Raw genomic sequence first — 22195 nt, 5'->3', positions numbered from 1 at the left:
ATGGGTTTTCTATGAGCGCAAGAGAGAAAAAGAAAATCTTTCATCCCCACCCAGAATGCAAAGAACCAACAATTCCCCCCTTATTTCGCAATTTACAACAAAACCACCGACAGGAAGAAATGTAAAACAAAGTTAATCTCTGACCGATATAAGAAGCAGAAGGGAGCCTGACACATGAACAAACTGATACAGCTTGCTTTATTTTTCACATTGATATTAACCGGTTGCTCGAATAGCAGCACATCTTCCGAATCAAAAGTCGAAACTGTTAAGACAACTGCAGCATTTCCTCAAAAGGGGCTGGAGAAAGAGCTAAAAAAACTAAAACCCGTTTCATTGGACATGAAGTTCGAGAGTCCACTTGCTACTGAGTTAGGAAAGCGGAAGGCAAAAGAAGAAGCTGAAAAGCAAAGACAAATCGCCGCAGAGAAAAAGCTTGAAAAAGAGCGGGAGGCGAAACGAAAGAAACAGCAGGAGGAAAAAGCAGAGAGACAGCGATTAGCAGAGCAGCAGGCGGCAGAGAATCAGCGATTAGCGGAAGCAAAAAGACAAGCTGAACTTGAAAGACAGCGGCAGGCAGCAATCCAAAAAGAGCAGAAAGCGAACGCTGAGAAAAAGCGGCAATCACAGGCACAACGGCAGCAGACCGAGGCACCCTCATCTAATAGTAAAAATCCACCATCTTCCTCGAGTCAGACAGATAAAACCATTCAACAGCCAGCTTCAGAGCTTCCTGATGACGATGGTTATGGTTATGAAGAACGAAAAAAGTGGCATGACGATCAAGTAGAATGGGGCATTAAACAAGGGTATATCGATCCCGAAGACGCACCATAAAATAAAAAAAGCCAAGGCATTCAGCCTTGGCTTATCCTCCGATCAGCTGCACGAACACAGGGATGACCAGAACCGTTACCACTCCTACTACGACAACAGCAATACTTGCCATCGCAGCTTCAACTTCTCCCATCTCAATCCCGACCGCTACACCAAGTGCATGTCCGGATGTTCCAAGAGCCAATCCTTTAGAAATCGGATTTTTCACTTTAAACACCTTCAAGAACAATGCTCCGAGCGCATATACGATGACAGCGTTAAAGATGACCGCAAAGGCTGTGATGTCGCTGATGCCCCCGATGCCTTTTGATAAAGGAAGCGCAATTGCCGTTGTAGCCGCCTGCGGAAGCATGCTTTTCATTACGGCCGAATCGAGATGAATGCCTTTAGCGAGCAGATAAACAATCGTGACAGAGCAGATAGAGCCGGCAATAATGGAGGCCATGATTTGCCACCAGTATTTTTTAAGCTTATCTCTTTGTTTGTACAAAGGAATTGCAAATGCGATCGTTGCCGGTTCAAGGAAAAACTTAATGATCTCTCCCCCGTTATTATAATCCGCGTAGGAAAAACCGCCGATTTTTAAAAATGCGATCCCCAGCACCATGGCAACAAACAAAGGAGTGAAAAGGAAGAAGCCTTTCGTTTTCTTAAATAAAAAGGTGCCGATGCCGAATGCAGCAAGTGATACGACAATCCCAAAATAAGGACTCATTGTGCTTTCCATTTGAAGAACCTCCTGTTTCCCTTAATGGTGAACGAGTTCGTTATTGTTCTGCGGGCTTTGTACTGTTTTTGTTTTCATGTCCGCTGCGGTCTTGCGTTTTCCGCTCAGCGAAAGAATCAGCTGAGAAAACAATCCCGTAGCCCCCAGCAAAATAATCGTTGCGAGCAGAATGACAAGAACAATTTGCAGGCCGTATTGCTGCATCACACCAAGCGAATTCATAACAGATATACCTGACGGAACAAATAAAAATCCGATCAGAGAGGTTAAAGACGTTCCGAGCGTTTCCACTTGTTCCAGTTTAATGACTTTCAAACATAATAGGAGAAATAATAAGACCAACCCTACAACCGATGCCGGGATAGGTATTGGGACAATAGCGGCAATCATATTTGAAACCAGCATAATGACGGCAAAAATAAATGCTTGTGTTAAAAACCCGTACACTTTTTTAGCACTCATTTTCTTCACCTCTTTCTCTTTGGTACCCTCATTATAAATAAGAATCCCCTGTTATAAAGCGCTTACAAGATAACATGCCGAATAGCGGGGCTGAGTTGCAGAATCAAATGGCTGAAATGCAAAAAGCCGCCCATCAAATATGGAGCAGCTTTTTCAATTCCTTCGCATATGTCCGGCTGACCGGTATTTTCGATCCGTCTTTCATGATCAGATTATACGTTGAATTAAACCATGGCTGAATTTCTTTAATATATTCGGTATTCACGACAAAGCTCCGATGGACGCGGATAAAATCAGAATCCGGCAGCTTTTTCTCAATCACAACGAGTGTATCGCTGACCGTATAAGAATGATCGAAGGTTTTTACATTGACATGACCATCTTCTGTTCCGGCATAGATAATGTCCTTCGTATCCACAATCACAATCGATTCCCCCACAGATAGCGCGAGCTTGTGCTGGCCCGCATGGCTGTTTTGCTCTATTTCTACAATATCCCGATTGACTTTTTTATATTTTTTCAGCGTTTGCTGAATTCTTTCTTCATCGAAAGGCTTGGTTAAATAATCAAGAGCGTCCACCTCAAACGCTTTGAGCGCATACTGGTCATACGCTGTCGCAAACACAACTGCAGGAGGATGCTTCATTTTCTTCAATCGCTTTGCGATATCAAAACCGTTTTCTCCGGATAAATCAACGTCTAGAAACAGCAAATCAGGTTTTTGATCCATCATTTGGTCAAAAGCGGATTCGATATTTTCCGCTTCATTGATTTCCATTTCCTCATTGGTCCGCTTAAGCAAGTAAGCCAGTTCATCTCTTGCCAGCATCTCATCATCAACTATTAACACCCTGAGCATGTTCTTCTCCCTCTTTCATCTGTTGCATTGGCACTTGAAAGGAAACCTCTGTCCCTTTATGAACCTCACTGCTGATATGCAGTGCAGCCTGCTGTCCGAATAAACCGATCAGCCGCTGATTTAGGTTATAAAGCGCTGTACCGGTTCCCTCCTTAGACGGAAACGGTTTCTTTCCCAGTTCCGGCAAGACGTCCGGCGGAATTCCGCGTCCGTTATCCGCCACCTTCATATAGACGGATGCATCATCAGATAAGACACAGACTGTAACCTTGCATATGTCTTGTTTTTTCGGAAACGCGTGCCGAAGCGCGTTCTCGACAAGCACCTGCAAAACAAACGGAGGGATTTCAATCTGCTCCAGTCTTGTGTCGATCTTAAGCTCAATTTTATATTTCCCGGGAAAACGCGCCTGTTCTAATGACAAATAGGCGTTAAGATGGTTCAGCTCCTTTGAGAGCGGAATCAGCAGCTGTCTCGCTCCTTGAAGGTTTGAACGAAAATAAACACTGAGCTGCAATAGGAGCTTACGGGTTTTTTCAACATCTGTACGGCATAGCGCAGAAATCGTGTTGATCGCATTAAATAAAAAATGCGGATTCACCTGTGCTTGAAGCGCTTTAATTTCAGCATCCTTGAGAAGTTTGCTTTGCAGCTCTGCTTCCCCAAGCTCAAGCTGTGTCGAAAACAGCATGGCCAGCCCCTCGGCAAGTTCCTCCTCTACCTGACTCAGGCCTGCCGGGCTTTTAAAGTACATTTTTAAGGTGCCGATTGTATTGCCGTTCGATGTCAGCGGCAGAACAATTGCAGCGTGCAAAGGGCATTCAGCATGCGTGCATTCAATCTCTTCCTGCGAAATCGCCTTCATAATATGCCCTGTTTTAATCACCTTTTTGGACAGGCCGGTGATCAAACTTTTCGATGGGATGTGGTGATCCATTCCCGCACCGACATGCGCAAGGATCTTTTCTTTATCAGTGAGAGACACCGCATCTGTTCCTGTCAGCTTATGGATAATAGCCGCTACACTTTTACAGGAGTTTTCATTTAATCCTTGGCGAAAAAATGGAAGTGTCTGATCAGCAATCGTCAGCACTCGATGCGTTTCGAGAGCTCTTGCCTGTTCTTCCTTGCGAATGATCGCTTGAATAATAGACAGAAAAATAAAACTGCCTGTTCCATTGATGAGTATCATCGGAATTCCGATCATGCTGACAAGCTCCCAAGCGTCACTGAACGGCTTTGCCATCAGCAAAATAATGATCATTTGCAGTGACTCCATGCCGATTCCCACAAGAGCGGCGATGCGCGGTGTCGGCATTCGATATCGCTTCGTAAAATACCTGCCGATCAAGCCTGCAAGAACACCCGCTAAAATAGATGATACGGCACAGCTTAAAGCCGTGCTGCCACCGAGTGAAAAACGATGCAGGCCCGCCAGTATGCCGATCCCAGCTCCTACAAACGGACCTCCGAGAAGGCCCCCGATTTCCACGCCCAAAATACGGGTATTCGCGATAGAGCCCGATGGATCTATCGTAAACACCCAGTCATTGTTTACAATCATATTTCTTTGAATTTCGATGCCTGTATAATTGCTGATGATGCTGAAAAGAGAAAAAATTGAAATTAAAATCGCTTTTCCTTTATAGCCGTCCTGATTCTGAAGAGCTTGTCTGAAAAGTTTCGTATGGGCGAGAATGAACCCTAATATAACAATAATCCCCACTCTCTCCAGCATCATAATCATTAAATGAATCATTCATGTCACCTGTTCTTTCCGTTTTCATTCTAGCATGTTTTCGTTTTACGGCTGACTGTTTTTTTAAAATCGTCTGAAAACATATTTCACAAGGCTTTTATCTATTGTAAAATAAAACATGAGCCTTTTGGCAGAAAGATTTGAATCTGAAGCAGAGGAGAAGATCATGAAAGCCGTATTTTTTGATTTAGATGATACACTACTTTGGGACGAAAAAAGCGTCAGAACAACATTTGCAGAAACTTGCTTACAGGCGGAGAAAAAATATGGCCTTGACCCTGAGGAATTCGAAGCAGCTGTTCGCGAAGCGGCGAGAGAATTGTACATGTCATATGAGACGTATCCATATACAGTGATGATCGGCATTAACCCGTTTGAAGGACTGTGGTCCAATTTCTCAGAGCCAATCAGTGAAGGCTTTCAAAAGCTGAACAAGATTGTGCCGGAGTACAGAAGAAATGCATGGACAAACGGACTGAAAGCGCTTGGGATCGATGATCCTGCATATGGCGAATACTTGGGAGAGTTTTTTGCGGCAGAGCGCAGAAAACGCCCGTTTGTATATGATGAAACTTTTGCTGTACTCGATCAATTAAAAGGCAAGTATGAATTATTGCTTTTGACAAATGGCGATCCGAGTCTGCAAAAGGAGAAGCTTGCCGGCGTACCTGAGCTCGCTCCTTACTTCAATGAAATCGTCATCTCGGGCGCATTCGGCAAGGGCAAGCCGGATGTTTCAATTTTTGAACACTGCCTTAAGCTGATGAATATTGAAAAAGACGATGCCATCATGGTCGGCGATAATTTGAATACTGATATTTTAGGCGCTTCAAGAGCCGGAATCAAAACCGTTTGGATCAACCGGACGGATAAGAAAAACGAAACTGACGTAACGCCTGATTACATCATCAGCAGCCTTCATGATTTGTTTCCTATATTAGAGAAATAAAAAAGCATGATCTCTTCAACGAGATCATGCTTTTTATTTTATTTTTTCGCTTCAGCTACTGCCTTTTTCACAAACTCATCAAGTGAAATGGTTTCAGAGTTCTGTTCTCCGTATTTACGCACGTTTACCGCTCCGTTTTCTGCTTCTTGGTCACCGACCACCAGCATGTACGGGATTTTTTGCATTTGCGCTTCACGGATTTTGTAGCCGATTTTTTCATCGCGGCTGTCGACTTCAACACGCAGGCCTTCACGCTGCAGGCGTTCCTGCACTTTTTTCGCGTAGTCTAAATGCACAGCCGGAGAAACCGGGATGACTTGGAACTGAACCGGTGCAAGCCATGTCGGCAGCGCGCCTTTGTGTTCTTCGATTAAGAAGGCAACAAAGCGTTCCATTGTTGAAACGACACCTCTGTGAATGACAACCGGACGGTGCTGCTTGCCGTCCTCACCGATGTATGTCAGGTCGAAGCGTTCCGGCAATAAGAAATCAAGCTGAACCGTAGACAGTGTTTCTTCTTTTCCGATCGCAGTTTTCACCTGAACATCAAGTTTAGGGCCGTAGAATGCCGCTTCACCTTCTGCTTCGTAATAGTCGTGGCCGATTTCGTCCATTGCCTCTTTCAGCATGGATTGCGCTTTGTTCCACATTTCATCGTCATCAAAATATTTCTCTGTATCTTCCGGATCGCGGTAAGACAGACGGAATGTGTAATCACTTAAACCGAAGTCTTCATAAACATCCTGGATTAAACGGACTGTACGGATAAACTCATCCTTAATTTGATCCGGGCGCACAAAGATGTGTGCATCATTTAACGTCATTCCGCGTACCCGTTGAAGCCCTGACAGCGCACCTGACATTTCATAGCGGTGCATCGTTCCAAGCTCTGCAATACGAATCGGAAGCTCGCGGTAACTGTGAATGTCTTGTTTGTAAATCATCATATGGTGCGGACAGTTCATCGGACGCAATACAAGTGTTTCATTGTCCATTTCCATCGGAGGGAACATGCCTTCCTGATAATGATCCCAGTGTCCTGATGTTTCATACAGCTCTTTGCTGCCTAGCACAGGTGTGTATACGTGCTCATAGCCGAGGCTGATTTCTTTATCAACAATGTAGCGCTCGATGACGCGGCGGATTGTCGCGCCTTTTGGCAGCCAAAGCGGCAGGCCTTGTCCGACTTTTTGAGAGTTCGCAAACAGCTTTAATTCTTTGCCGAGCTTTCTGTGGTCGCGTTCTTTCGCTTCTTCTAGCATACGAAGATGCTCTTCAAGATCAGCTTTTTTGAAGAAAGCTGTGCCATATACGCGCTGAAGCATTTGGTTTTTGCTGTCACCGCGCCAGTATGCGCCTGCAAGGCTTAACAGCTTAAATTCTTTGATTTTTCCGGTTGAAGGAACGTGGACGCCGCGGCACAGGTCAAAGAATTCGCCTTGCTCATAGATCGAAACGGTTTCTCCTTCAGGAATCGCATCCAATAGTTCAAGCTTCAGGTCGTCGCCGATTTCCGCAAAACGGGCTTTCGCTTCTTCACGGCTGACTTCTTTTCGAACGATCGGAAGGTTCGCATTAACGATTTTTTTCATTTCTTTCTCGATTTTCGGCAGATCCTCCGGTGTAATCGCTTCGTCCATTTCTACATCGTAGTAAAACCCGTTTTCGATAACCGGACCGACGCCGAATTTAACATCCTTGTAGATGCGTTTAATCGCTTGAGCCAGCAAGTGAGCCGTACTGTGGCGCATAATTTGAAGACCTTCTTCTGAGCCTTCTGTAATGATTTCCACTGTACCGTCTTCATTGATCGGCGTTCTCAAATCGATTTCTTTTCCGTTCAGTTTTCCGGCTAATGATTTTTTCTTTAATCCCGGACTGATGGATGCCGCGATATCTTCTGTTGTTGTTCCTTTCGCAAACTCCTTGACTGCTCCATCAGGAAATGTGATTTTTACCATATCTGACATCTTTGTCACTCCTTTTTTTGCATATAAAAACCCCGCCCCCTATGAAAGGGACGAGGTTGAATAAACGGAATCGTGGTTCCACCCTTTTTTCCGCAAAGCCAATACGGCACCTGCGGCTCTAAGCTCTGTAACGGGAGTTCCCGTCAGCCATTACTGTTCCTTTTCAAGAGGTTCACAGCTGAAGTTCAAAGGCGGTAAAGCGAATGGTCCTTAGCTGGGAAGCTTGCAGCCAGGGCTTCCCTCTCTTTGAGCCGGTATCATTCCTTCGTGTCCTTATCAATACGTGTGTCTTTCTTAATCTCCTATGTATTATAAATTGTTCAATCCAAAAAATCAACACGATCGCGTTTCCTTTTTTTAAACCGACAGCCTTATATAGACAGGCTGCCGGCCCTCATCCTTCCGAGTGCTTCACCGGTATTTCTGCATCTGTAAAAGCATGCAGCGGGAGCATTTCCACTCTCTCTTGAAATACGTTTTGAATGGTCCTTGCCATCATGTGCTCGGGCTGGTCGGTATAAAGCACGACTTCATCAGGCGCAATGGAAATCAGCGGCGCGAGCAAATGAGAATCAATATACATAGGATGATCCCGGACAAATCTTCTGTCTATGTATTTCATTTTTTCCCGTTCCGGCACATAGCGCAGCTCCCATAATGTAAAGGAACCATCATGGACAATATGCACTTTTTTGATTCGCGGCTGTTTGGCGTTCACATAGTCTCTGAGTGTTTGAATAAAGTTTTGATATTCCTGTTCCATCTTATATTCATCAATCGCTGCTTCTGTAATATCTCTCAGCTGCTTATAGTATGATCCAAGTCGGAAGGTCTGAAAGGAGCGAATGTAAAATACTCCTTCCTCTAAACAGATCGTTTGGAGTTCATCCAAAATAGATTGTTTCCGTGAAAGCTTCAGCGGCTCAAACGGAAGATCGTCTGCTTCACCTTCAATAATACTGTGTGCGAGCTGAAGGATTTGCTGCTGTTCATCCTGGTCCGTGAAACAATAAGTTTCCTCAATCAATGACAGCATATGCTCGTCTTCTTTGCATTCCAAAAAGAATTTGACCAGAATCGGCTCCATAAAACGCTGAATAGGAAAAGCCGGATTCGCTTTTTCAATCCCGATTTTTCGTATGCCTTCACGGACAATGATATTGTTCCGATCGTCCGAATGCTGAATGAGATGTAAAAAAGCGGCTGCATCATGGTCATCTTCAAAGATTATTTCAAGCATGTTTGTCCCCCCTTACGGCATCTGTTACAAGTATATGGGGGATGTTTTTAAAATAGACGTAAAGGTCATTGGCAAATCTTAATTTGATTCCTGGAACAAGTTTTGCATTTTCTTTCTGAAGATGAACGGCAGCGAGATAAACACGATATACAAAGCGAGCACCATAAAGAAAGCGGGCAGATTGCCAGCCAAAAAGCTCGCACCCAGCACATTAAGCGCAATCGTCCCAGGGATGATACCCACAGCCGTTGCGGCAAAATACGGCAGCGCTTTGACATTGGAAAGGCCTGCCGCATAGCTGACGAAATCAAAATTGATCGGCAGGATTCTCAAAAAAAAGATATAGAAAAATCCGTTATCCTCCATTTGCTTCTGAATGGCTTCAAGCCTTTCGTAATGCCCGTTCTTTTTCGCCGAAAACAAACCGGCCGCAAAAAACGAAACAGCTGAAGCGCACATCGAACCGAATAACGTATAAAGCGTGCCGAGAAGCGGGCCAAACGCAAGTCCGCCAGCTATTGAAATAACAGACACCGGAAATAAAACAAGTGGCCTGACGATGGATATCCCGATAAACATCAGAGGTGCAAAGACTCCGAACGACAATACCCATACCCTGATTTCTTTCGGCGATACATTCAAATACGTTTTATTTCCCCAATAGAGTAAACCAGCACCTGCAAGCATTACCAGCCATTTGACAGCCGTTTTTCGTTTCATACCCTCAGTTCCTTCCCCTTTGAACCACAGCAATTATGGATGTCGGCGGTTTTCTCCGTCAAGGCGGATCGGAGCAGCCAAATATAATATCCGCTCCATTAATCTTGCCGCTTTTACTTCTTCTTTTTCTCCCCTCTGCGAATACGTAAAATGATGCTTCAGCTCGTCAGGTGAGAAATTAGAAGAAAAGAACGTTGGCAGCTGCTGGGACATTCTGTGCTGAAGCACCGTTCCGATGACTTCATCCCTTACCCAGCTTGTCATTGATTCTGCTCCGATGTCATCAAGCATCAATACGGGTGTGGTCTTTACCATATTGAGCTTCTCTTCCAATGTCTGGTCTTGCAGCGAATTTTTAAGCTCTCTCACAAATTCAGGCACATAGACAATCATGGAGGAGTACTCTTTTTCCGCCAGCTCATTGGCAATTGCAGCGAGCATAAACGTTTTTCCTACCCCAAATTTCCCGTATAAATATAATCCTTTCCCTTTTCCCGTCTCATTATAGCTTTTCAGGAAGTCTGTAACATGCTGAAACATCGCGAGCCTGCTCGGGTCACTGATATCAACTTGCTGGAACGTCGCTCCGAGAAGATCCTGCTGGATATACATGCTTTTCATAAGAGACTTTTGTTTCTTCTGCTGGTCGAGCTTCCGTTTGACTGGACATTCATAATACTCGATATCAATAGACCGCCCACTGACAACAAGTTTCGGATGGTAGCCCTCCAACAAATTGTTGCAGTTTTCATCTTCCGAACAATAGGAGCAATTCTTGCTTTGTTCAATATATTCATAAAGCTTATTTAAGCTCTTTTCGATCATTTTTTGGTCAATCACTTCTTCGTTTTCCTTCAAAAATGCTTGAACATCTTGATCTTTCATGACTTTTTCCTTCATTTGTTCAAGACGTTTTTGGAAATCCGGCCTGCCGGTTACGCCCTGCAGGGAACGGCCGATTGGTTCCATCTATTCCTTCACCCCGCATCTCTGTCTTTAATAGGCAGAGTATTTTTTCAGTTTTTGCATTTCTTCCATCATCTTTTTCTTCTGTTCTTCCAAATCCTGCGGATGCAGCTTCTGCTGTCCGGATTCTGAGTCAGACGCTGTTTCCTTTTCTGTCATCCAATCAGGAAGCTTTTCTTCACGAATCACTTTTTGGTTTCGTTTCGAAGACTTTGTTTTTCCTTCAGCCCATTCAAGATACTGGCGGTTTTCTTCTATTGCGAGCTTCATCGCTTCCCTGACCGTTTTTACCTTTTTGCGTGCCCAATGCGAAGCGATTTTTTGGATATAGTTTTTCGACAGCTTCATGTCGGTTTTCAGCATGACATAATAAATTAACACATTTGTGACGCCTGGCTCGAGCTTCTGTTCGAACATAATTTCTTCTATGATCTTCAGATCAGCTTTTGACGGCTCTGTTCCGTCAGCAATGTCCTGCAGAAGCTTCTTCGGGGAAATCGCCTCAAGCAATGCGATCAGCTTCCCATCCAAAGAGTCCTCTTCTGCCGGTTTTTCGCCTTCACGCAGATGCACCGGCTGTGTTTTTTCCACCAAATCGGGCAGCTGTCCGTTTCTTTCAATTTGATACCAGTCGCTCGCCGCTTTTCTTAATGCCTCCGTCGTAATGACGTCACGCTCATCAATTGCGCTCATCACAACATTTTGCATTTGCAAAGGGTCAATTCCGTACAGATAAGAAAGCTTTTTGATTGTGTCCCGCACCTGCTGGGTCATCGCTTTTCTCGGTATCATCGTCTCAGAAAGTCCCGCTAAAAACAAATCAAAATCAAACACATCCTCCGTTATGGTGTAAGACGGAGACTGTCCGACAGAAGTATACTCGGACCCCTCGGCAAGCCTTACCGTTTCCTCCATATCGGATGTGAGCTTCCATTCACTCGGCTGCAGCGATTCAAACGCATGATTAAACGGACGCGTAATGTCCTTCGCATCTTCTGAAATGGCCGGGTGCGTAAAAAATTGTTTTAATTGCTGATATTTCGTTTTTCCGACTCTATTATACAGAAAAACATTCAGCATTCCGTCTTCAAAAAATTCATTCGGTCTGAGCGGCGGAAGGAGTTCATATATAAAGAGGCGCTCCTGCCGCTCGGATTCTTTCATATATACTTTCAGCAATCCGATGCCCTCGAGCTTCCCCTGTTCCTGATGGATCGTTTTTAAGTTGGACTGTGTCATCCCCATCAGCTGTCTATGTGTGGACTCTCCGCCCCACAGACGGTTTTGTTCAAGCTCTCCCCACAATGTCATATAAAGAGAGAATGCAACAGGGCCGATTAAGGGCTGGTACAGTTGTGTAATAATTTGTCTGTCAATATCCTGCAGCATCGATCTGCTTTTAACCACATACGGGTCTACAGGCAGTACATCTTTCCAATAGTCAGCCATACATTCTCAAACCTTCCGAATTTGTTTCTACCTTTCATTTTACACCGTTTCTTATATCTATCAAATGCCAATTTTGCACATGAGAAAAGAGCTAGAAGAATCCTCTTAGCTCTTTTAACGCTCTTTCTTTATTAAGTCTTTTAATTCGTCGATAAAGACGTTTATATCTTTAAACTGCCGATAGACGGACGCGAACCGCACATATGCGACTTCGTCAATCTTAGCCAGCCGGTCCATGACCATTTCTCCGACGAGCTCACTCTTCACCTCGGAGCAGCCTTGATTGCGAAGCTCTTTTTCAATATCAAAGCACATGTCTTCAAGCGTTTTGAGTGAAACAGGCCTTTTTTCACATGCTTTTATGAGGCCGCGCAGCATTTTTTCTCTGCTGAATTCCTCACGCACACCTTCTTTTTTCACGACGATGAGCGGGGTTTCCTCCACTTTCTCAAAGGTCGTAAACCGGTAGTGGCAGGATTCGCACTCGCGTCTTCGGCGAATCGACTTTCCGTCATCCACAGGCCGTGAATCAAGGACTCGTGTTCCGTTATGCTGGCATGAAGGACATTTCAATAAAATCAGCTCCCAACTATATCGTTCCCTGCAATGTATTTTCGGCAGCCTCCGCCTTTTAAAAATAGATGTGACAGCATCTGTCGGGAGAGCCGTTGTTAAATTTGTTTCTATAGCATTAGGTGGTTTGTGAAAATCTCCTTCTTATTTTACAAAAAAAATGAAAAAAGAAAAAGCTGACACTCTCGTTTCTTTATAAAAATAAAAGGAGCATAAGCTAAAAAGCGCATAATGGCTTTCTAGCTTCAGCTCCCTTTGTGTTCGCAATTTACTTTATAGTACTTTCGCTTGCGCCTGTTTAATTTGCACAGGCCCCATTCCTCTTGGTATTTCAATGTTTTCTCTTGTATCAGCATGTAATGCCTCTGCAATGTAATCAGCAGCGACATTAGGATCTAAGTCTCCACAAGTATAAACATCAATGCTCGCATATCCGTGCTCAGGAAAACTGTGAATCGTTAAGTGTGATTCAGAAATAATCACAACTCCGCTTACGCCTTGCGGTGCAAATTTGTGAAATGCAACCTCGCGCACCTCAGCACCTGATTTTAGAGCAGCATTTACAAACGTTTTTTCAATAAAATCCATGTCATTCAGCTTATCAAAATCGCATCCCCATAGCTCGGAGATAACGTGACGCCCCATTGTTTCCATAGTCATGGACCCCCCTTAACAAGAATTAAAAAGTGAAATTCCAACAACTGGGTCGGCCATTTACCACGGGGGAAAGTTAGTCCGGAGAGGTCCTAACCCTTTAAGTAATTCCGAAACAGTCTCAAGCAAGAAGTTCACGAAAAATAGTATACTGTGTTTAAGTCTAATTTGCAAGGTGCGTTTTTTCAGAAATATGCTGTTAAGGGTTTTTTCTTTAAAATGTGTCCATGACCTTATTTTATACAGCAGACGGATGTTTCATTCGTGCCGCTACATGGCGGATCAGATCAACAACTCTGCAGGAGTAGCCCCATTCGTTGTCATACCACGCCAGCACCTTTACTTTCCTGTCTTCCATTACCATTGTTGTAAGCCCGTCAATGACCGCTGAATGCGGATTCGTATTATAATCAGTCGAAACGAGCGGTTCATCTGAGTAATCAAGTACACCGTACATCGACGTTTTGGCAGCGCGTTTAAATGCCTCGTTTACTTCTTCAGCCGTAACATCCGTTTTCAGATCAACAACGAGATCAACCAATGAGACGTTCGGAACAGGGACACGCAAGGCGAGGCCGTGAAGTTTTCCTTTCAGATGCGGCAGCACAAGCGAAAGCGCCTTTGCCGCTCCTGTTGTCGTCGGAATGATGGATTCACCGCAAGCCCGCGCCCGGCGCAAATCTTTGTGCGGGTTATCAATATTTTTTTGGTCATTCGTATACGCATGAACTGTAGTCATCAGACCACTCTCAATGCCAAACTCTTCATCCAGCACTTTTACAACAGGCGCAAGGCAATTTGTCGTGCATGACGCATTTGAAATAATGACATGGCGCTCAGCGTCGAATTGGTCCTCATTTACGCCCATCACAATGGTAACGTCTTCATTTTTTCCCGGAGCGGTCAAAATCACTTTTTTTGCGCCTGCTTCTATATGGCCCATCGCTTTATCTTTAGCATTAAACTTCCCTGTTGCTTCGACAACTATGTCAATATCATATTCCCGCCAAGGCAGCTGTTTTGGATCACGGCTGTTTAACAAAAGCACTTTCTTTCCATTTATGATCAGGCTGTCTTCACCAGCCACAACTTCTTTGTCGTATCTGCCGTGAATTGTGTCATACTTTATTAAATGAGCCAGCGTTTCTGCGGAATAGCTGGCGTTAATGGCCACTACTTGAATTTGATCGTCTAACATCGCTTTTCTAAAAACCATTCTTCCGATTCTTCCAAACCCGTTGATCGCTACTTTTACCTTCATGTTGGACACCCCTTATCAATTATGCCATCCTAATTTGTTACTATCTAAAATTAGTATAACACATTAAAACAAATTCGCCAGTACATATTGATAAAAATCAACGATTATAACGCTAATTTATGATGCATCTTATGTTTTCTTGCACAGAATATCAGGCGTAAGAACCAAAAAGCAGCCAGCGCTCCGCACTGACTGCCCTCATGCTTTATGATTCCTGTTTTAACTTATCATTGAGCACACTTTCTTCTAGCACAGAAAATGTATCCCCGTACACTCTGTTAATATGATTCGCTCCCCAAGCACACAGCATATCTAAAATCCCTTCTAAGCTGCGGCCGTATTCGCTGAGCTCGTATTCCACTTTGGGAGGAACTTGATTATATACGATTCGGTTAATGACACCGTCCGCTTCCAGCTCGCGCAGCTGCTGAGTCAGCATTTTTTGCGTGATGTTGGGCATTAGGCGTTTTAATTCACTTGTGCGTTTTTTTCCGTGCGTCAGATGGCATAAAATGACGCATTTCCATTTCCCACCGATCACTTCAAGAGTCGCTTCAACAGAAATGTTATATTTTTTCTTCTCCATACAATCCATTCTCCTCACAGGCACCAAAAAGTGACTATAGCACTTCAAAGTACGTACTTTTATTTCTTAACGATATGTTTCATAATCACATTTGCCGGCTGATTTGAATCTGCTCTTTTTTATTTATATAGCTTACTCGGCAGAATTTCAATCATACAACACATCTTACAAAGGAGGAACATCATGACTTCAGCCAAAAGCAGTATTCCTGCACTACTGGCTTTGGCCGTAAGTGCATTCGCAATAGGGACAACTGAATTTATCAGTGTCGGCCTTTTGCCGCTCATTGCTGATGACCTGCATATTCCAGTCACGACAGCAGGATTAACCGTTTCCCTTTATGCGCTCGGCGTTACATTTGGGGCACCTATATTAACTTCATTGACCTCAAGCATGTCACGTAAGACACTATTGCTTTGGATCATGTTTATTTTTATTGCCGGTAATACGATGGCAGCAACCGCTTCAAGCATCGGGATTTTACTAGCAGCACGTGTGATATCGGCATTTTCGCACGGTGTGTTTATGTCGATCGGTTCGACAATCGCAGCGGATATTGTCCCGGAGGATAAAAGGGCTAGCGCGATTTCAATTATGTTTACTGGCCTCACTGTGGCAACTGTAACCGGAGTTCCTTTTGGGACATTTATCGGCCAGCAGTTCGGCTGGCGTTTCGCCTTTATGGTCATTATCGCCGTCGGAATCATTGCTTTCATTACAAATGGCATTCTTGTACCGTCCAAATTAAGAAAAGGGACGAAAACAACGATGCGGGATCAATTGAAGCTTGTGACAAACAGCCGGTTATTGCTTTTATTTGTCATTACAGCGCTTGGATACGGAGGAACATTCGTTGTGTTCACGTATCTGTCTCCCCTGCTTCAGGAAGTAACAGGCTTCAAAGCCGGGACTGTTGCAGTGATTCTGCTCGGATACGGAATAGCTATCGCGATCGGCAATATTATTGGCGGAAAGCTGTCAAACCGAAATCCGATTGCCGCTTTATTCTATATGTTTATCGTACAAGCAATTGTTCTATTCGTACTGACATTTACAGCCCCGTATCAAGCAGCAGGGCTCATTACCATTCTCTGTATGGGATTGCTGGCCTTTATGAACGTACCCGGCCTTCAAGTGTATGTCGTCATGCTGGCTGAGCGTTTTGTCCCAAGTGCAGTTGACGTCGCATCCGCGATGAATATCGCTGCCTTTAATGCAGGGATCGCGCTTGGGTCATACCTTGGCGGTGTGATCACCGATTCAATCGGATTGATTCATACCGCTTGGATAGGCGGATTAATGGTGATCGGTGCAGTCATTTTAACAGGCTGGAGCCGCTTAATGGAAAAACGAGATCGGCAGGAAGCCTGACAATTTTAAAGGAGGAAATGAACATGACAACACATTTACAAGCAAAAGCAACACTTCATAATGGGGTAGAAATGCCTTGGTTCGGCCTCGGCGTGTTCCAAGTGGAAGAAGGATCTGAACTGGTAAACGCAGTTAAAACTGCCATTGTTCACGGGTACCGCAGTATTGATACTGCAGCTATCTATGGAAATGAAGCTGGCGTTGGAGAAGGGATTCGGGAAGGCATTGAAGAAGCAGGCATTTCAAGAGAGGATCTGTTTATCACATCGAAAGTATGGAATGCGGATTTAGGCTACGAAGAAACACTCGCTGCATTTGAAACAAGCCTGTCCAAACTCGGTCTGGATTATTTGGATCTATACCTCATCCACTGGCCTGTAGAAGGAAAGTATAAAGAAGCTTGGAGAGCGCTTGAAACGCTGTATAAAGAAGGCCGCATCAAAGCGATTGGCGTAAGCAACTTCCAAATTCACCATCTTGAAGATCTGATGACGGCAGCTGAAATTAAGCCTATGATTAACCAAGTGGAATTTCACCCGCGCCTCACACAAAAAGAGTTGATAAGATACTGCCAAAATCAGGGCATCCAGATGGAGGCTTGGTCACCTTTAATGCAGGGACAGCTGCTGGATCACCCTGTATTGGCTGACATCGCTCAAACATATAATAAATCTGTCGCACAAATTATTTTGCGCTGGGATCTGCAGCATGGCATCATTACGATTCCTAAATCAACGAAGGAACACCGCATTAAAGAAAATGCAAGCGTATTTGACTTTGAATTAACGCAGGATGACATGAACCGAATCGATGCACTGAATGAAAACTTGCGCGTCGGTCCTGATCCGGACAACTTTGATTTTTAATGGCAAAAAAACACCGTTCAATATGAACGGTGTTTTTTGATTATGCCCAGCTGTTCATGATTTCATCAAGCTGCCTTTTGGTCTCTTCAAGCGTGCCGCTGTTATCAATGACTTGATCTGCTCTTGCTGTTTTTTCCTCTAAGGGCATTTGAGAGCGGATACGGCTGACTGCTTCTTCTTCCGTCAGCTGATTGCGCTTCATCAGACGTTCCAGTTGAAGATCTTTTGTCACACTGACCACAATAATTTTATCAACCAATGATTCCAATTTGCTTTCGAACAATAGCGGGATATCCAATACAACAAATGCCTCCCGATTTGCAACGGCTTCATCACGGCGATTGAGCATTTCCTGCCTGACTGCGGGATGAACAATTGCATTTAAAGCGAGACGTTTTTGTTCATTTGTAAATACCAGCGCTCCAAGCTTTTTTCTATCTATATCGCCATTTGAGAGCAGTATGTCTTCACCGAATTCGTCAATGATTTGCCGGTAGGCCGGCATCCCTTTTTCTACCGCTTGTTTTGCAATGATATCTGCATCTATAACTGTTATTCCTTTTTCAATCAGCATATTGGCTACCGTGCTTTTGCCGCTAGCTATTCCTCCCGTTAAACCAATGACTAAGGTCAAGAGATCCACTCCTTTTTACAATTTCCAGAGCCCAATCGTGATTAATAGAAGCCCCGGCAAAAACGCCATTTTATCGATCCATTTCCACTTAGACAGAAAATGGCCGGCATTGATTCCAATTGATACAAACAGCGAGCTCATGATTGCCACGGCGATGCTCATCACAATCGGCGAAAAACCGAGAATGGCTGCGCCTATACCTGCTCCAAAGGCATCAATCGATAAGGCAAATCCCAATAAGACCGCCTCAATTCCGTTGATCACACCCGATTTGTCGATATCCGCACTCATGGGTTTTCTCAAAATATGAATCACAATTCCTAATGACCGAACCTCTAAATTAAGCAGTGTTTTTTCATGCAATAGGTATTCTTTATCTTTTGCCGGTTTGAAAAATTGATACAGAACCCACGCACCGATTCCAACCAATATCAAACCGCCAAGCTTCTCCGTCACATATACAGGAAAAAACTTCGTGAGAAAGCTTCCGATCAGCATGGATATAAACATGACAGCACCGGAACAGCAGGCGATAACCAAAATCGCTTTAAACGGTATTTTCATTTTTCTCAATCCGTACGTAAATCCGACTGAAAAACTGTCCAAGCTGACAGCCAACGCCAGCAGCAGTATAGAAACCATTTGCATATCCGTTTCTTCCTTTCTGTTGGTGCTCTTGTATCAGATGTGAAATGCCCGGGATTCATCACAATCATATATATGGGAAAGTGAAAAATCCGTGTTTCGAAAATGGCATCCTCAATTCCAGAGTTACTGATATATGCACCGACAGCTTGGACAATGAAGCATTATGCTACTTTTTTGTCTGGCACTTTGCGCAAAAATGCGTGCCTCTTCCTCCAACGACAATTTTCGAAATCATCGTTCCGCAATTTTTGCATGGCTCGTCTTTTTTTCCGTACACAAAATGCTGCAGCTGGAACATTCCGATTTCCCCTTGGGAGTTGATATAAGAACGGACTGTGCTTCCGCCCGCATCAATCGCCTCCTGCAGAGTGTTTTTGATTTCAGCGTGAAGGGTTTTGATTGTTTTATCTGATAATTGATTTGCTTTTGTCTCGGGATGGACACCTGCTCTGAAAAGAGCCTCATCCACATAAATGTTCCCGAGTCCAACTACCGTTTTTTGATCCAGTAGGGCAGTTTTGACAGCGCGGTTTGTTTTCGCAAGCCGTTCTTTTAAATACGCACTTGTAAATTCTTCTGCATCCGGCTCCGGACCTAACTGAGAAAGCGGGAGCTCGCCCGCTTCTTCTCCCGGTTTAAATAAGTGCATGGTTCCAAATTTCCGCACATCCCTGTACCGGAGCTGGGTTCCATCCGTCATCGTGAATATGACATGCACGTGTTTATCGTCAGGCTCCTCGGCTTGATGAAGACCGTATTTTCCTTCCATTCGAAGGTGAGAAACCATAACATAATGATCTAAATGAAACAGTAAAAACTTTCCCCGTCTTCCGATGGACTGTATCGTTTCTCCTGCTAGTTTTCGCGCAAATTCCTCCGGTTCGGCAGGCCGTTTGATGATATTCGGCCATCTGATCTCTACCGATTTGATTGTTTTTCCCTTTACAAGCCCGGTCAGAGTGCGCCGGACCGTCTCAACCTCTGGTAATTCCGGCACATCCATCACTTCCTATCTCTGTTTATTTCGCATCGTACCAAGATGGGCCTGATGCAAAGTCCACCTTTAACGGCACATCTAATGCAAGCGCATGCTCCATCACTTCAGGAACAAGCTTTTCAAGAATTTCAATTTCTTCCTTTGGCGCCTCAAAAATCAATTCATCGTGTACTTGAAGCAGAAGCCTTGCTTTTAACTGTTTTTCTTTCAGCTTGGCAGCCATGTCAATCATGGCTTTTTTGATAATATCAGCGGCGCTTCCTTGAATCGGCGTATTCATGGCCGTCCGCTCCGCAAAACTTCGGATATTAAAGTTCCGGCTCGTCAGCTCAGGGATGTAGCGGCGGCGATGCATAAGCGTTGTTACGTATCCTTTTTGCTTCGCTTCCTGTACTGAATCTTCCATGTACGCTTTTACGCCTTGGAAGCTTTCCAGATAGCGGTCGATAAATGCTCCCGCTTCCTTCCGAGTAATGCCGAGGTTCTGTGACAGACCGTAATCGCTGATCCCGTAAACAATGCCAAAGTTGACCGCTTTCGCCTGGCGTCTCATCGCAGATGTCACTTCATCCTTAGCGACATGGAACACATCCATTGCCGTTTTCGTGTGAATATCCATATCATTTGTAAAAGCTTCGATCAGATTTTCATCCTTTGAAATATGGGCAAGCACCCGCAGCTCGATTTGTGAATAATCGGCTGCAAAAATGAGCCAGTCTTTTTCAGACGGCACAAAAGCTTGGCGAATTTTCCGCCCTTCCTCAAGCCTGATCGGAATGTTTTGCAGGTTCGGATCAGTCGAGCTGAGACGGCCAGTTTGCGTTAAGGCCTGGTTAAATCGCGTGTGCACTTTATGCGAATCCGGTCTCGTCACCTTTAAAAGCCCTTCGATATATGTTGATTGAAGCTTGCCGATTTGTCTGTACTGTAAAATATAGTCGACAATATCATGCTTGTCAGCCAGCTTTTCAAGCACATCGGCAGACGTAGAATAGCCTGTTTTCGTTTTCTTTACGACAGGAAGGCCGATCTTTTCAAATAAGATGACGCCTAGCTGTTTCGGAGAATTGATGTTAAACGGCTCTCCCGCAATCTCATGGATTTTTTCTTCATATTCCTTCAGCTTCGCACCCAGTTCTTCACCCATCCGTTTTAAACGGTCAACATCGACCTTGACGCCAGTTGATTCCATTTCGCCAAGAATAAGCGCAAGAGGCATTTCCAGCTCTTCAAACAGTTCAAGCTGGTCGTTGTTTTCCAGCTCCTGAACGAGCTTTTCCCGAAGGCTTTGAATCGCTAACGCTTTTCGGCCAAGGTGCTCAGACAGTACGTCTTCTGACGGCACTGCCCGTTTTGCTCCTTTTCCATAAACTGATTCATCACTTGAAACGATATGCAGGCCGTAATCCTTAGCCACACTCGCAACGTCGTCATATGAATTGCCCGGGTTGATGATATAAGCCGCAAGGAGCGTATCAAACTCGGCTCCTTTCAGCTCAATGCCCTGCCAGCGCAAAGCGACAACTGCCCGCTTGCTGTCGAAGACCCATTTCTTCTGCTCGTCATTTTCCACCCATTCTTTAAACACCTCAGACTCAACGGCAATGTCTTTCGGAATGAAATAAGCTCCCGTTTCATTTACGATCGAAAATCCGAGGATCGGCTCTTCATGATAATTATCGCCAATCTGTTCAACGACAAATGCGGATGGAGAAACCAATATATCGCTTGTCACGTCTGTGACTGTTTTGACATTAATGTCTTCCAACGATTGATCCTGTTCTGCTTCTGCACTGCCTTCTCCAAGCCGTTCAAGAAGCGTGTTGAAGCCAAGATCTTTAAAGATGGCAATGACCTGTTCACGATTAAAGCCCTGATATTCCAGGCCGGAAACAGATACCTCAATCGGAGCATCCGTCATAATTGTCGCAAGCTCCTTGCTCATCAATGCCTGATCCTTAAACTCCTCAAGCTTTTCCTTCAATTTCTTTCCGCTCACCTCGTCAATGGACTCCAGCAGCTTTTCAACCGAATCAAATTGTTTTAAAAGCTTAATCGCAGTCTTTTCTCCGACGCCGGGCACACCCGGAATATTATCTGAGGAATCGCCCATCAGACCCTTCATGTCAATGATTTGTTCAGGCGTAAGCCCGTATTTCTCTTTGACATGCTCCGGTGTGTAAAATTCAACATCGGTAATTCCCTTTCTCGTAATGGCAACTGTCGTTTTGTCCGTTGCCAGCTGGGTTAAATCCTTATCCCCTGAGAAAACCTTTACTTCAAATCCGTCTTTTTCAGCCGATTTGGCCAGTGTGCCGATAATATCATCCGCTTCATATTGTTCCAGTTCATAGCGGCTGATCTGGTAGGCATCCAGCAGCTCGCGGATAAACGGCATTTGTTCGGAAAGCTCAGGCGGGGTTTTCTGTCTGCCGCCTTTATATTCTTTAAATGTGCCGTGACGAAATGTTGTTTTCCCGGCATCAAACGCAACCAGCATGTGCGTCGGTTTTTCATCCTCAAGCATTTTCATCAAAATCATCGCAAAGCCGTATACAGCATTTGTATGAACACCTTTATCATTGCTTAACAGCGGCAATGCAAAAAACGCCCGGTAAGCCAGACTGTTTCCGTCTACAAGCACTAATTTTTTTCGTTCCGTCATTC

The 22195-nt window shown here is 44.4% G+C and carries 20 protein-coding genes and 1 pseudogene; 4 read left to right on the top strand and 17 right to left on the bottom strand.

The features are described from left to right. Nucleotides 1-174 precede the first annotated feature (174 nt). On the top strand, nucleotides 175-837 hold the full coding sequence (locus tag M1D94_RS06500; protein ID WP_041851081.1) for a hypothetical protein: 663 nt from the start codon (nucleotides 175-177) through the stop codon (nucleotides 835-837). A 31-nt stretch (nucleotides 838-868) separates the two neighbouring features. Here the strand turns inward: M1D94_RS06500 and lrgB are convergent, their stop codons facing one another. The 4 genes from lrgB to lytS all read right to left on the bottom strand — a co-directional run bounded on the left by lrgB (nucleotide 869) and on the right by lytS (nucleotide 4644). Then, a complete protein-coding gene (lrgB, locus tag M1D94_RS06495; protein WP_003229482.1) occupies nucleotides 869-1564 on the bottom strand; it encodes an antiholin-like protein LrgB in 696 nt (231 codons plus the stop codon). A 21-nt stretch (nucleotides 1565-1585) separates the two neighbouring features. Beyond that, nucleotides 1586-2026 (bottom strand): antiholin-like murein hydrolase modulator LrgA, encoded by a 441-nt coding sequence (gene lrgA, locus M1D94_RS06490; RefSeq protein WP_014477620.1) that lies wholly within the window; start codon nucleotides 2024-2026, stop codon nucleotides 1586-1588. A 133-nt stretch (nucleotides 2027-2159) separates the two neighbouring features. Next, the gene (gene lytT, locus M1D94_RS06485) at nucleotides 2160-2885 is read right to left on the bottom strand and encodes a two-component system response regulator LytT (RefSeq protein ID WP_019712907.1); all 726 of its coding nucleotides are present in this window, start codon (nucleotides 2883-2885) and stop codon (nucleotides 2160-2162) included. Further along, nucleotides 2863-4644 carry a two-component system sensor histidine kinase LytS gene (lytS, locus tag M1D94_RS06480; protein ID WP_019712906.1) on the bottom strand — a complete coding sequence of 594 codons (1782 nt, stop codon included), beginning with the start codon at nucleotides 4642-4644 and terminating at the stop codon, nucleotides 2863-2865. Before lytS ends, lytT begins: the two co-directional genes overlap by 23 nt. Nucleotides 4645-4810: 166 nt before the next feature. On the opposite strand from lytS, the gene M1D94_RS06475 reads away from it, so the two are divergent. Continuing rightward, entirely contained in the window at nucleotides 4811-5593 is a 783-nt protein-coding gene (locus M1D94_RS06475; protein ID WP_032726370.1) for an HAD family hydrolase, read from the top strand. A gap of 38 nt (nucleotides 5594-5631) precedes the next feature. Here the strand turns inward: M1D94_RS06475 and thrS are convergent, their stop codons facing one another. The 9 genes from thrS to M1D94_RS06430 all read right to left on the bottom strand — a co-directional run bounded on the left by thrS (nucleotide 5632) and on the right by M1D94_RS06430 (nucleotide 15012). Beyond that, nucleotides 5632-7563, bottom strand: a complete 1932-nt coding sequence (gene thrS, locus M1D94_RS06470; protein WP_014480529.1) for a threonine--tRNA ligase — start codon at nucleotides 7561-7563, stop codon at nucleotides 5632-5634. A gap of 394 nt (nucleotides 7564-7957) precedes the next feature. Next, nucleotides 7958-8803, bottom strand: a complete 846-nt coding sequence (gene ytxC / locus M1D94_RS06465) for a putative sporulation protein YtxC (protein ID WP_021480288.1) — start codon at nucleotides 8801-8803, stop codon at nucleotides 7958-7960. Nucleotides 8804-8881: 78 nt separating this feature from the next. Then, the gene (locus tag M1D94_RS06460; protein ID WP_124048022.1) at nucleotides 8882-9523 is read right to left on the bottom strand and encodes a TVP38/TMEM64 family protein; all 642 of its coding nucleotides are present in this window, start codon (nucleotides 9521-9523) and stop codon (nucleotides 8882-8884) included. A 33-nt stretch (nucleotides 9524-9556) separates the two neighbouring features. Next, entirely contained in the window at nucleotides 9557-10492 is a 936-nt protein-coding gene (gene dnaI / locus M1D94_RS06455; protein ID WP_038827989.1) for a primosomal protein DnaI, read from the bottom strand. 27 nt (nucleotides 10493-10519) lie between these two features. Further along, on the bottom strand, nucleotides 10520-11938 hold the full coding sequence (gene dnaB / locus M1D94_RS06450; protein ID WP_015251489.1) for a replication initiation membrane attachment protein DnaB: 1419 nt from the start codon (nucleotides 11936-11938) through the stop codon (nucleotides 10520-10522). Between the two features lie 114 nt (nucleotides 11939-12052). Continuing rightward, the gene (gene nrdR, locus M1D94_RS06445) at nucleotides 12053-12511 is read right to left on the bottom strand and encodes a transcriptional regulator NrdR (protein WP_003223586.1); all 459 of its coding nucleotides are present in this window, start codon (nucleotides 12509-12511) and stop codon (nucleotides 12053-12055) included. A gap of 273 nt (nucleotides 12512-12784) precedes the next feature. After that, the gene (speD, locus tag M1D94_RS06440; RefSeq protein WP_003223584.1) at nucleotides 12785-13165 is read right to left on the bottom strand and encodes an adenosylmethionine decarboxylase; all 381 of its coding nucleotides are present in this window, start codon (nucleotides 13163-13165) and stop codon (nucleotides 12785-12787) included. A gap of 238 nt (nucleotides 13166-13403) precedes the next feature. Next, on the bottom strand, nucleotides 13404-14426 hold the full coding sequence (locus M1D94_RS06435; protein ID WP_172850264.1) for a glyceraldehyde-3-phosphate dehydrogenase: 1023 nt from the start codon (nucleotides 14424-14426) through the stop codon (nucleotides 13404-13406). A gap of 205 nt (nucleotides 14427-14631) precedes the next feature. Next, a complete protein-coding gene (locus M1D94_RS06430; protein WP_003229458.1) occupies nucleotides 14632-15012 on the bottom strand; it encodes a winged helix-turn-helix transcriptional regulator in 381 nt (126 codons plus the stop codon). Between the two features lie 183 nt (nucleotides 15013-15195). Here M1D94_RS06430 and M1D94_RS06425 point away from each other — a divergent pair, with 183 nt between their 5' ends. Continuing rightward, complete coding sequence (locus tag M1D94_RS06425) at nucleotides 15196-16383, top strand: MFS transporter (protein WP_456270461.1); 1188 nt, start codon at nucleotides 15196-15198, stop codon at nucleotides 16381-16383. Between the two features lie 23 nt (nucleotides 16384-16406). After that, a complete protein-coding gene (gene ytbE, locus M1D94_RS06420; protein ID WP_003229455.1) occupies nucleotides 16407-17249 on the top strand; it encodes an aldo/keto reductase YtbE in 843 nt (280 codons plus the stop codon). Nucleotides 17250-17289: 40 nt separating this feature from the next. Here ytbE and coaE read toward each other — a convergent pair whose 3' ends face one another. The 4 genes and pseudogenes from coaE to polA form a co-directional block, all read right to left on the bottom strand. Beyond that, nucleotides 17290-17883, bottom strand: coding sequence for a dephospho-CoA kinase (coaE, locus tag M1D94_RS06415; RefSeq protein ID WP_021480294.1), 594 nt, complete (start codon nucleotides 17881-17883; stop codon nucleotides 17290-17292). Between the two features lie 15 nt (nucleotides 17884-17898). Then, nucleotides 17899-18549 (bottom strand): annotated as a pseudogene (ytaF, locus tag M1D94_RS06410) (sporulation membrane protein YtaF); the annotation flags it as partial. A 148-nt stretch (nucleotides 18550-18697) separates the two neighbouring features. After that, complete coding sequence (mutM, locus tag M1D94_RS06405; RefSeq protein ID WP_029318229.1) at nucleotides 18698-19528, bottom strand: DNA-formamidopyrimidine glycosylase; 831 nt, start codon at nucleotides 19526-19528, stop codon at nucleotides 18698-18700. Nucleotides 19529-19550: 22 nt separating this feature from the next. After that, the gene (gene polA / locus M1D94_RS06400) at nucleotides 19551-22193 is read right to left on the bottom strand and encodes a DNA polymerase I (protein WP_172850270.1); all 2643 of its coding nucleotides are present in this window, start codon (nucleotides 22191-22193) and stop codon (nucleotides 19551-19553) included. Nucleotides 22194-22195: the final 2 nt, after the last annotated feature.

This window comes from Bacillus sp. JZ109, from assembly GCF_053903135.1.
This window is presented reverse-complemented; position numbering and strand designations above follow the sequence as displayed.

What these genes read in the sequence shown, in the direction of transcription:
- M1D94_RS06500 (WP_041851081.1), top strand. Translation starts at nt 175, where the DNA reads ATGAACAAACTGATACAGCTTGCTTTATTTTTCACATTGATATTAACC.
- lrgB (WP_003229482.1), bottom strand. Translation starts at nt 1,564, where the DNA reads ATGGAAAGCACAATGAGTCCTTATTTTGGGATTGTCGTATCACTTGCT.
- lrgA (WP_014477620.1), bottom strand. Translation starts at nt 2,026, where the DNA reads ATGAGTGCTAAAAAAGTGTACGGGTTTTTAACACAAGCATTTATTTTT.
- lytT (WP_019712907.1), bottom strand. Translation starts at nt 2,885, where the DNA reads ATGCTCAGGGTGTTAATAGTTGATGATGAGATGCTGGCAAGAGATGAA.
- lytS (WP_019712906.1), bottom strand. Translation starts at nt 4,644, where the DNA reads ATGATTCATTTAATGATTATGATGCTGGAGAGAGTGGGGATTATTGTT.
- M1D94_RS06475 (WP_032726370.1), top strand. Translation starts at nt 4,811, where the DNA reads ATGAAAGCCGTATTTTTTGATTTAGATGATACACTACTTTGGGACGAA.
- thrS (WP_014480529.1), bottom strand. Translation starts at nt 7,563, where the DNA reads ATGTCAGATATGGTAAAAATCACATTTCCTGATGGAGCAGTCAAGGAG.
- ytxC (WP_021480288.1), bottom strand. Translation starts at nt 8,803, where the DNA reads ATGCTTGAAATAATCTTTGAAGATGACCATGATGCAGCCGCTTTTTTA.
- M1D94_RS06460 (WP_124048022.1), bottom strand. Translation starts at nt 9,523, where the DNA reads ATGAAACGAAAAACGGCTGTCAAATGGCTGGTAATGCTTGCAGGTGCT.
- dnaI (WP_038827989.1), bottom strand. Translation starts at nt 10,492, where the DNA reads ATGGAACCAATCGGCCGTTCCCTGCAGGGCGTAACCGGCAGGCCGGAT.
- dnaB (WP_015251489.1), bottom strand. Translation starts at nt 11,938, where the DNA reads ATGGCTGACTATTGGAAAGATGTACTGCCTGTAGACCCGTATGTGGTT.
- speD (WP_003223584.1), bottom strand. Translation starts at nt 13,165, where the DNA reads ATGGAAACAATGGGGCGTCACGTTATCTCCGAGCTATGGGGATGCGAT.
- M1D94_RS06435 (WP_172850264.1), bottom strand. Translation starts at nt 14,426, where the DNA reads ATGAAGGTAAAAGTAGCGATCAACGGGTTTGGAAGAATCGGAAGAATG.
- M1D94_RS06430 (WP_003229458.1), bottom strand. Translation starts at nt 15,012, where the DNA reads ATGGAGAAGAAAAAATATAACATTTCTGTTGAAGCGACTCTTGAAGTG.
- M1D94_RS06425 (WP_456270461.1), top strand. Translation starts at nt 15,196, where the DNA reads ATGACTTCAGCCAAAAGCAGTATTCCTGCACTACTGGCTTTGGCCGTA.
- ytbE (WP_003229455.1), top strand. Translation starts at nt 16,407, where the DNA reads ATGACAACACATTTACAAGCAAAAGCAACACTTCATAATGGGGTAGAA.
- polA (WP_172850270.1), bottom strand. Translation starts at nt 22,193, where the DNA reads ATGACGGAACGAAAAAAATTAGTGCTTGTAGACGGAAACAGTCTGGCT.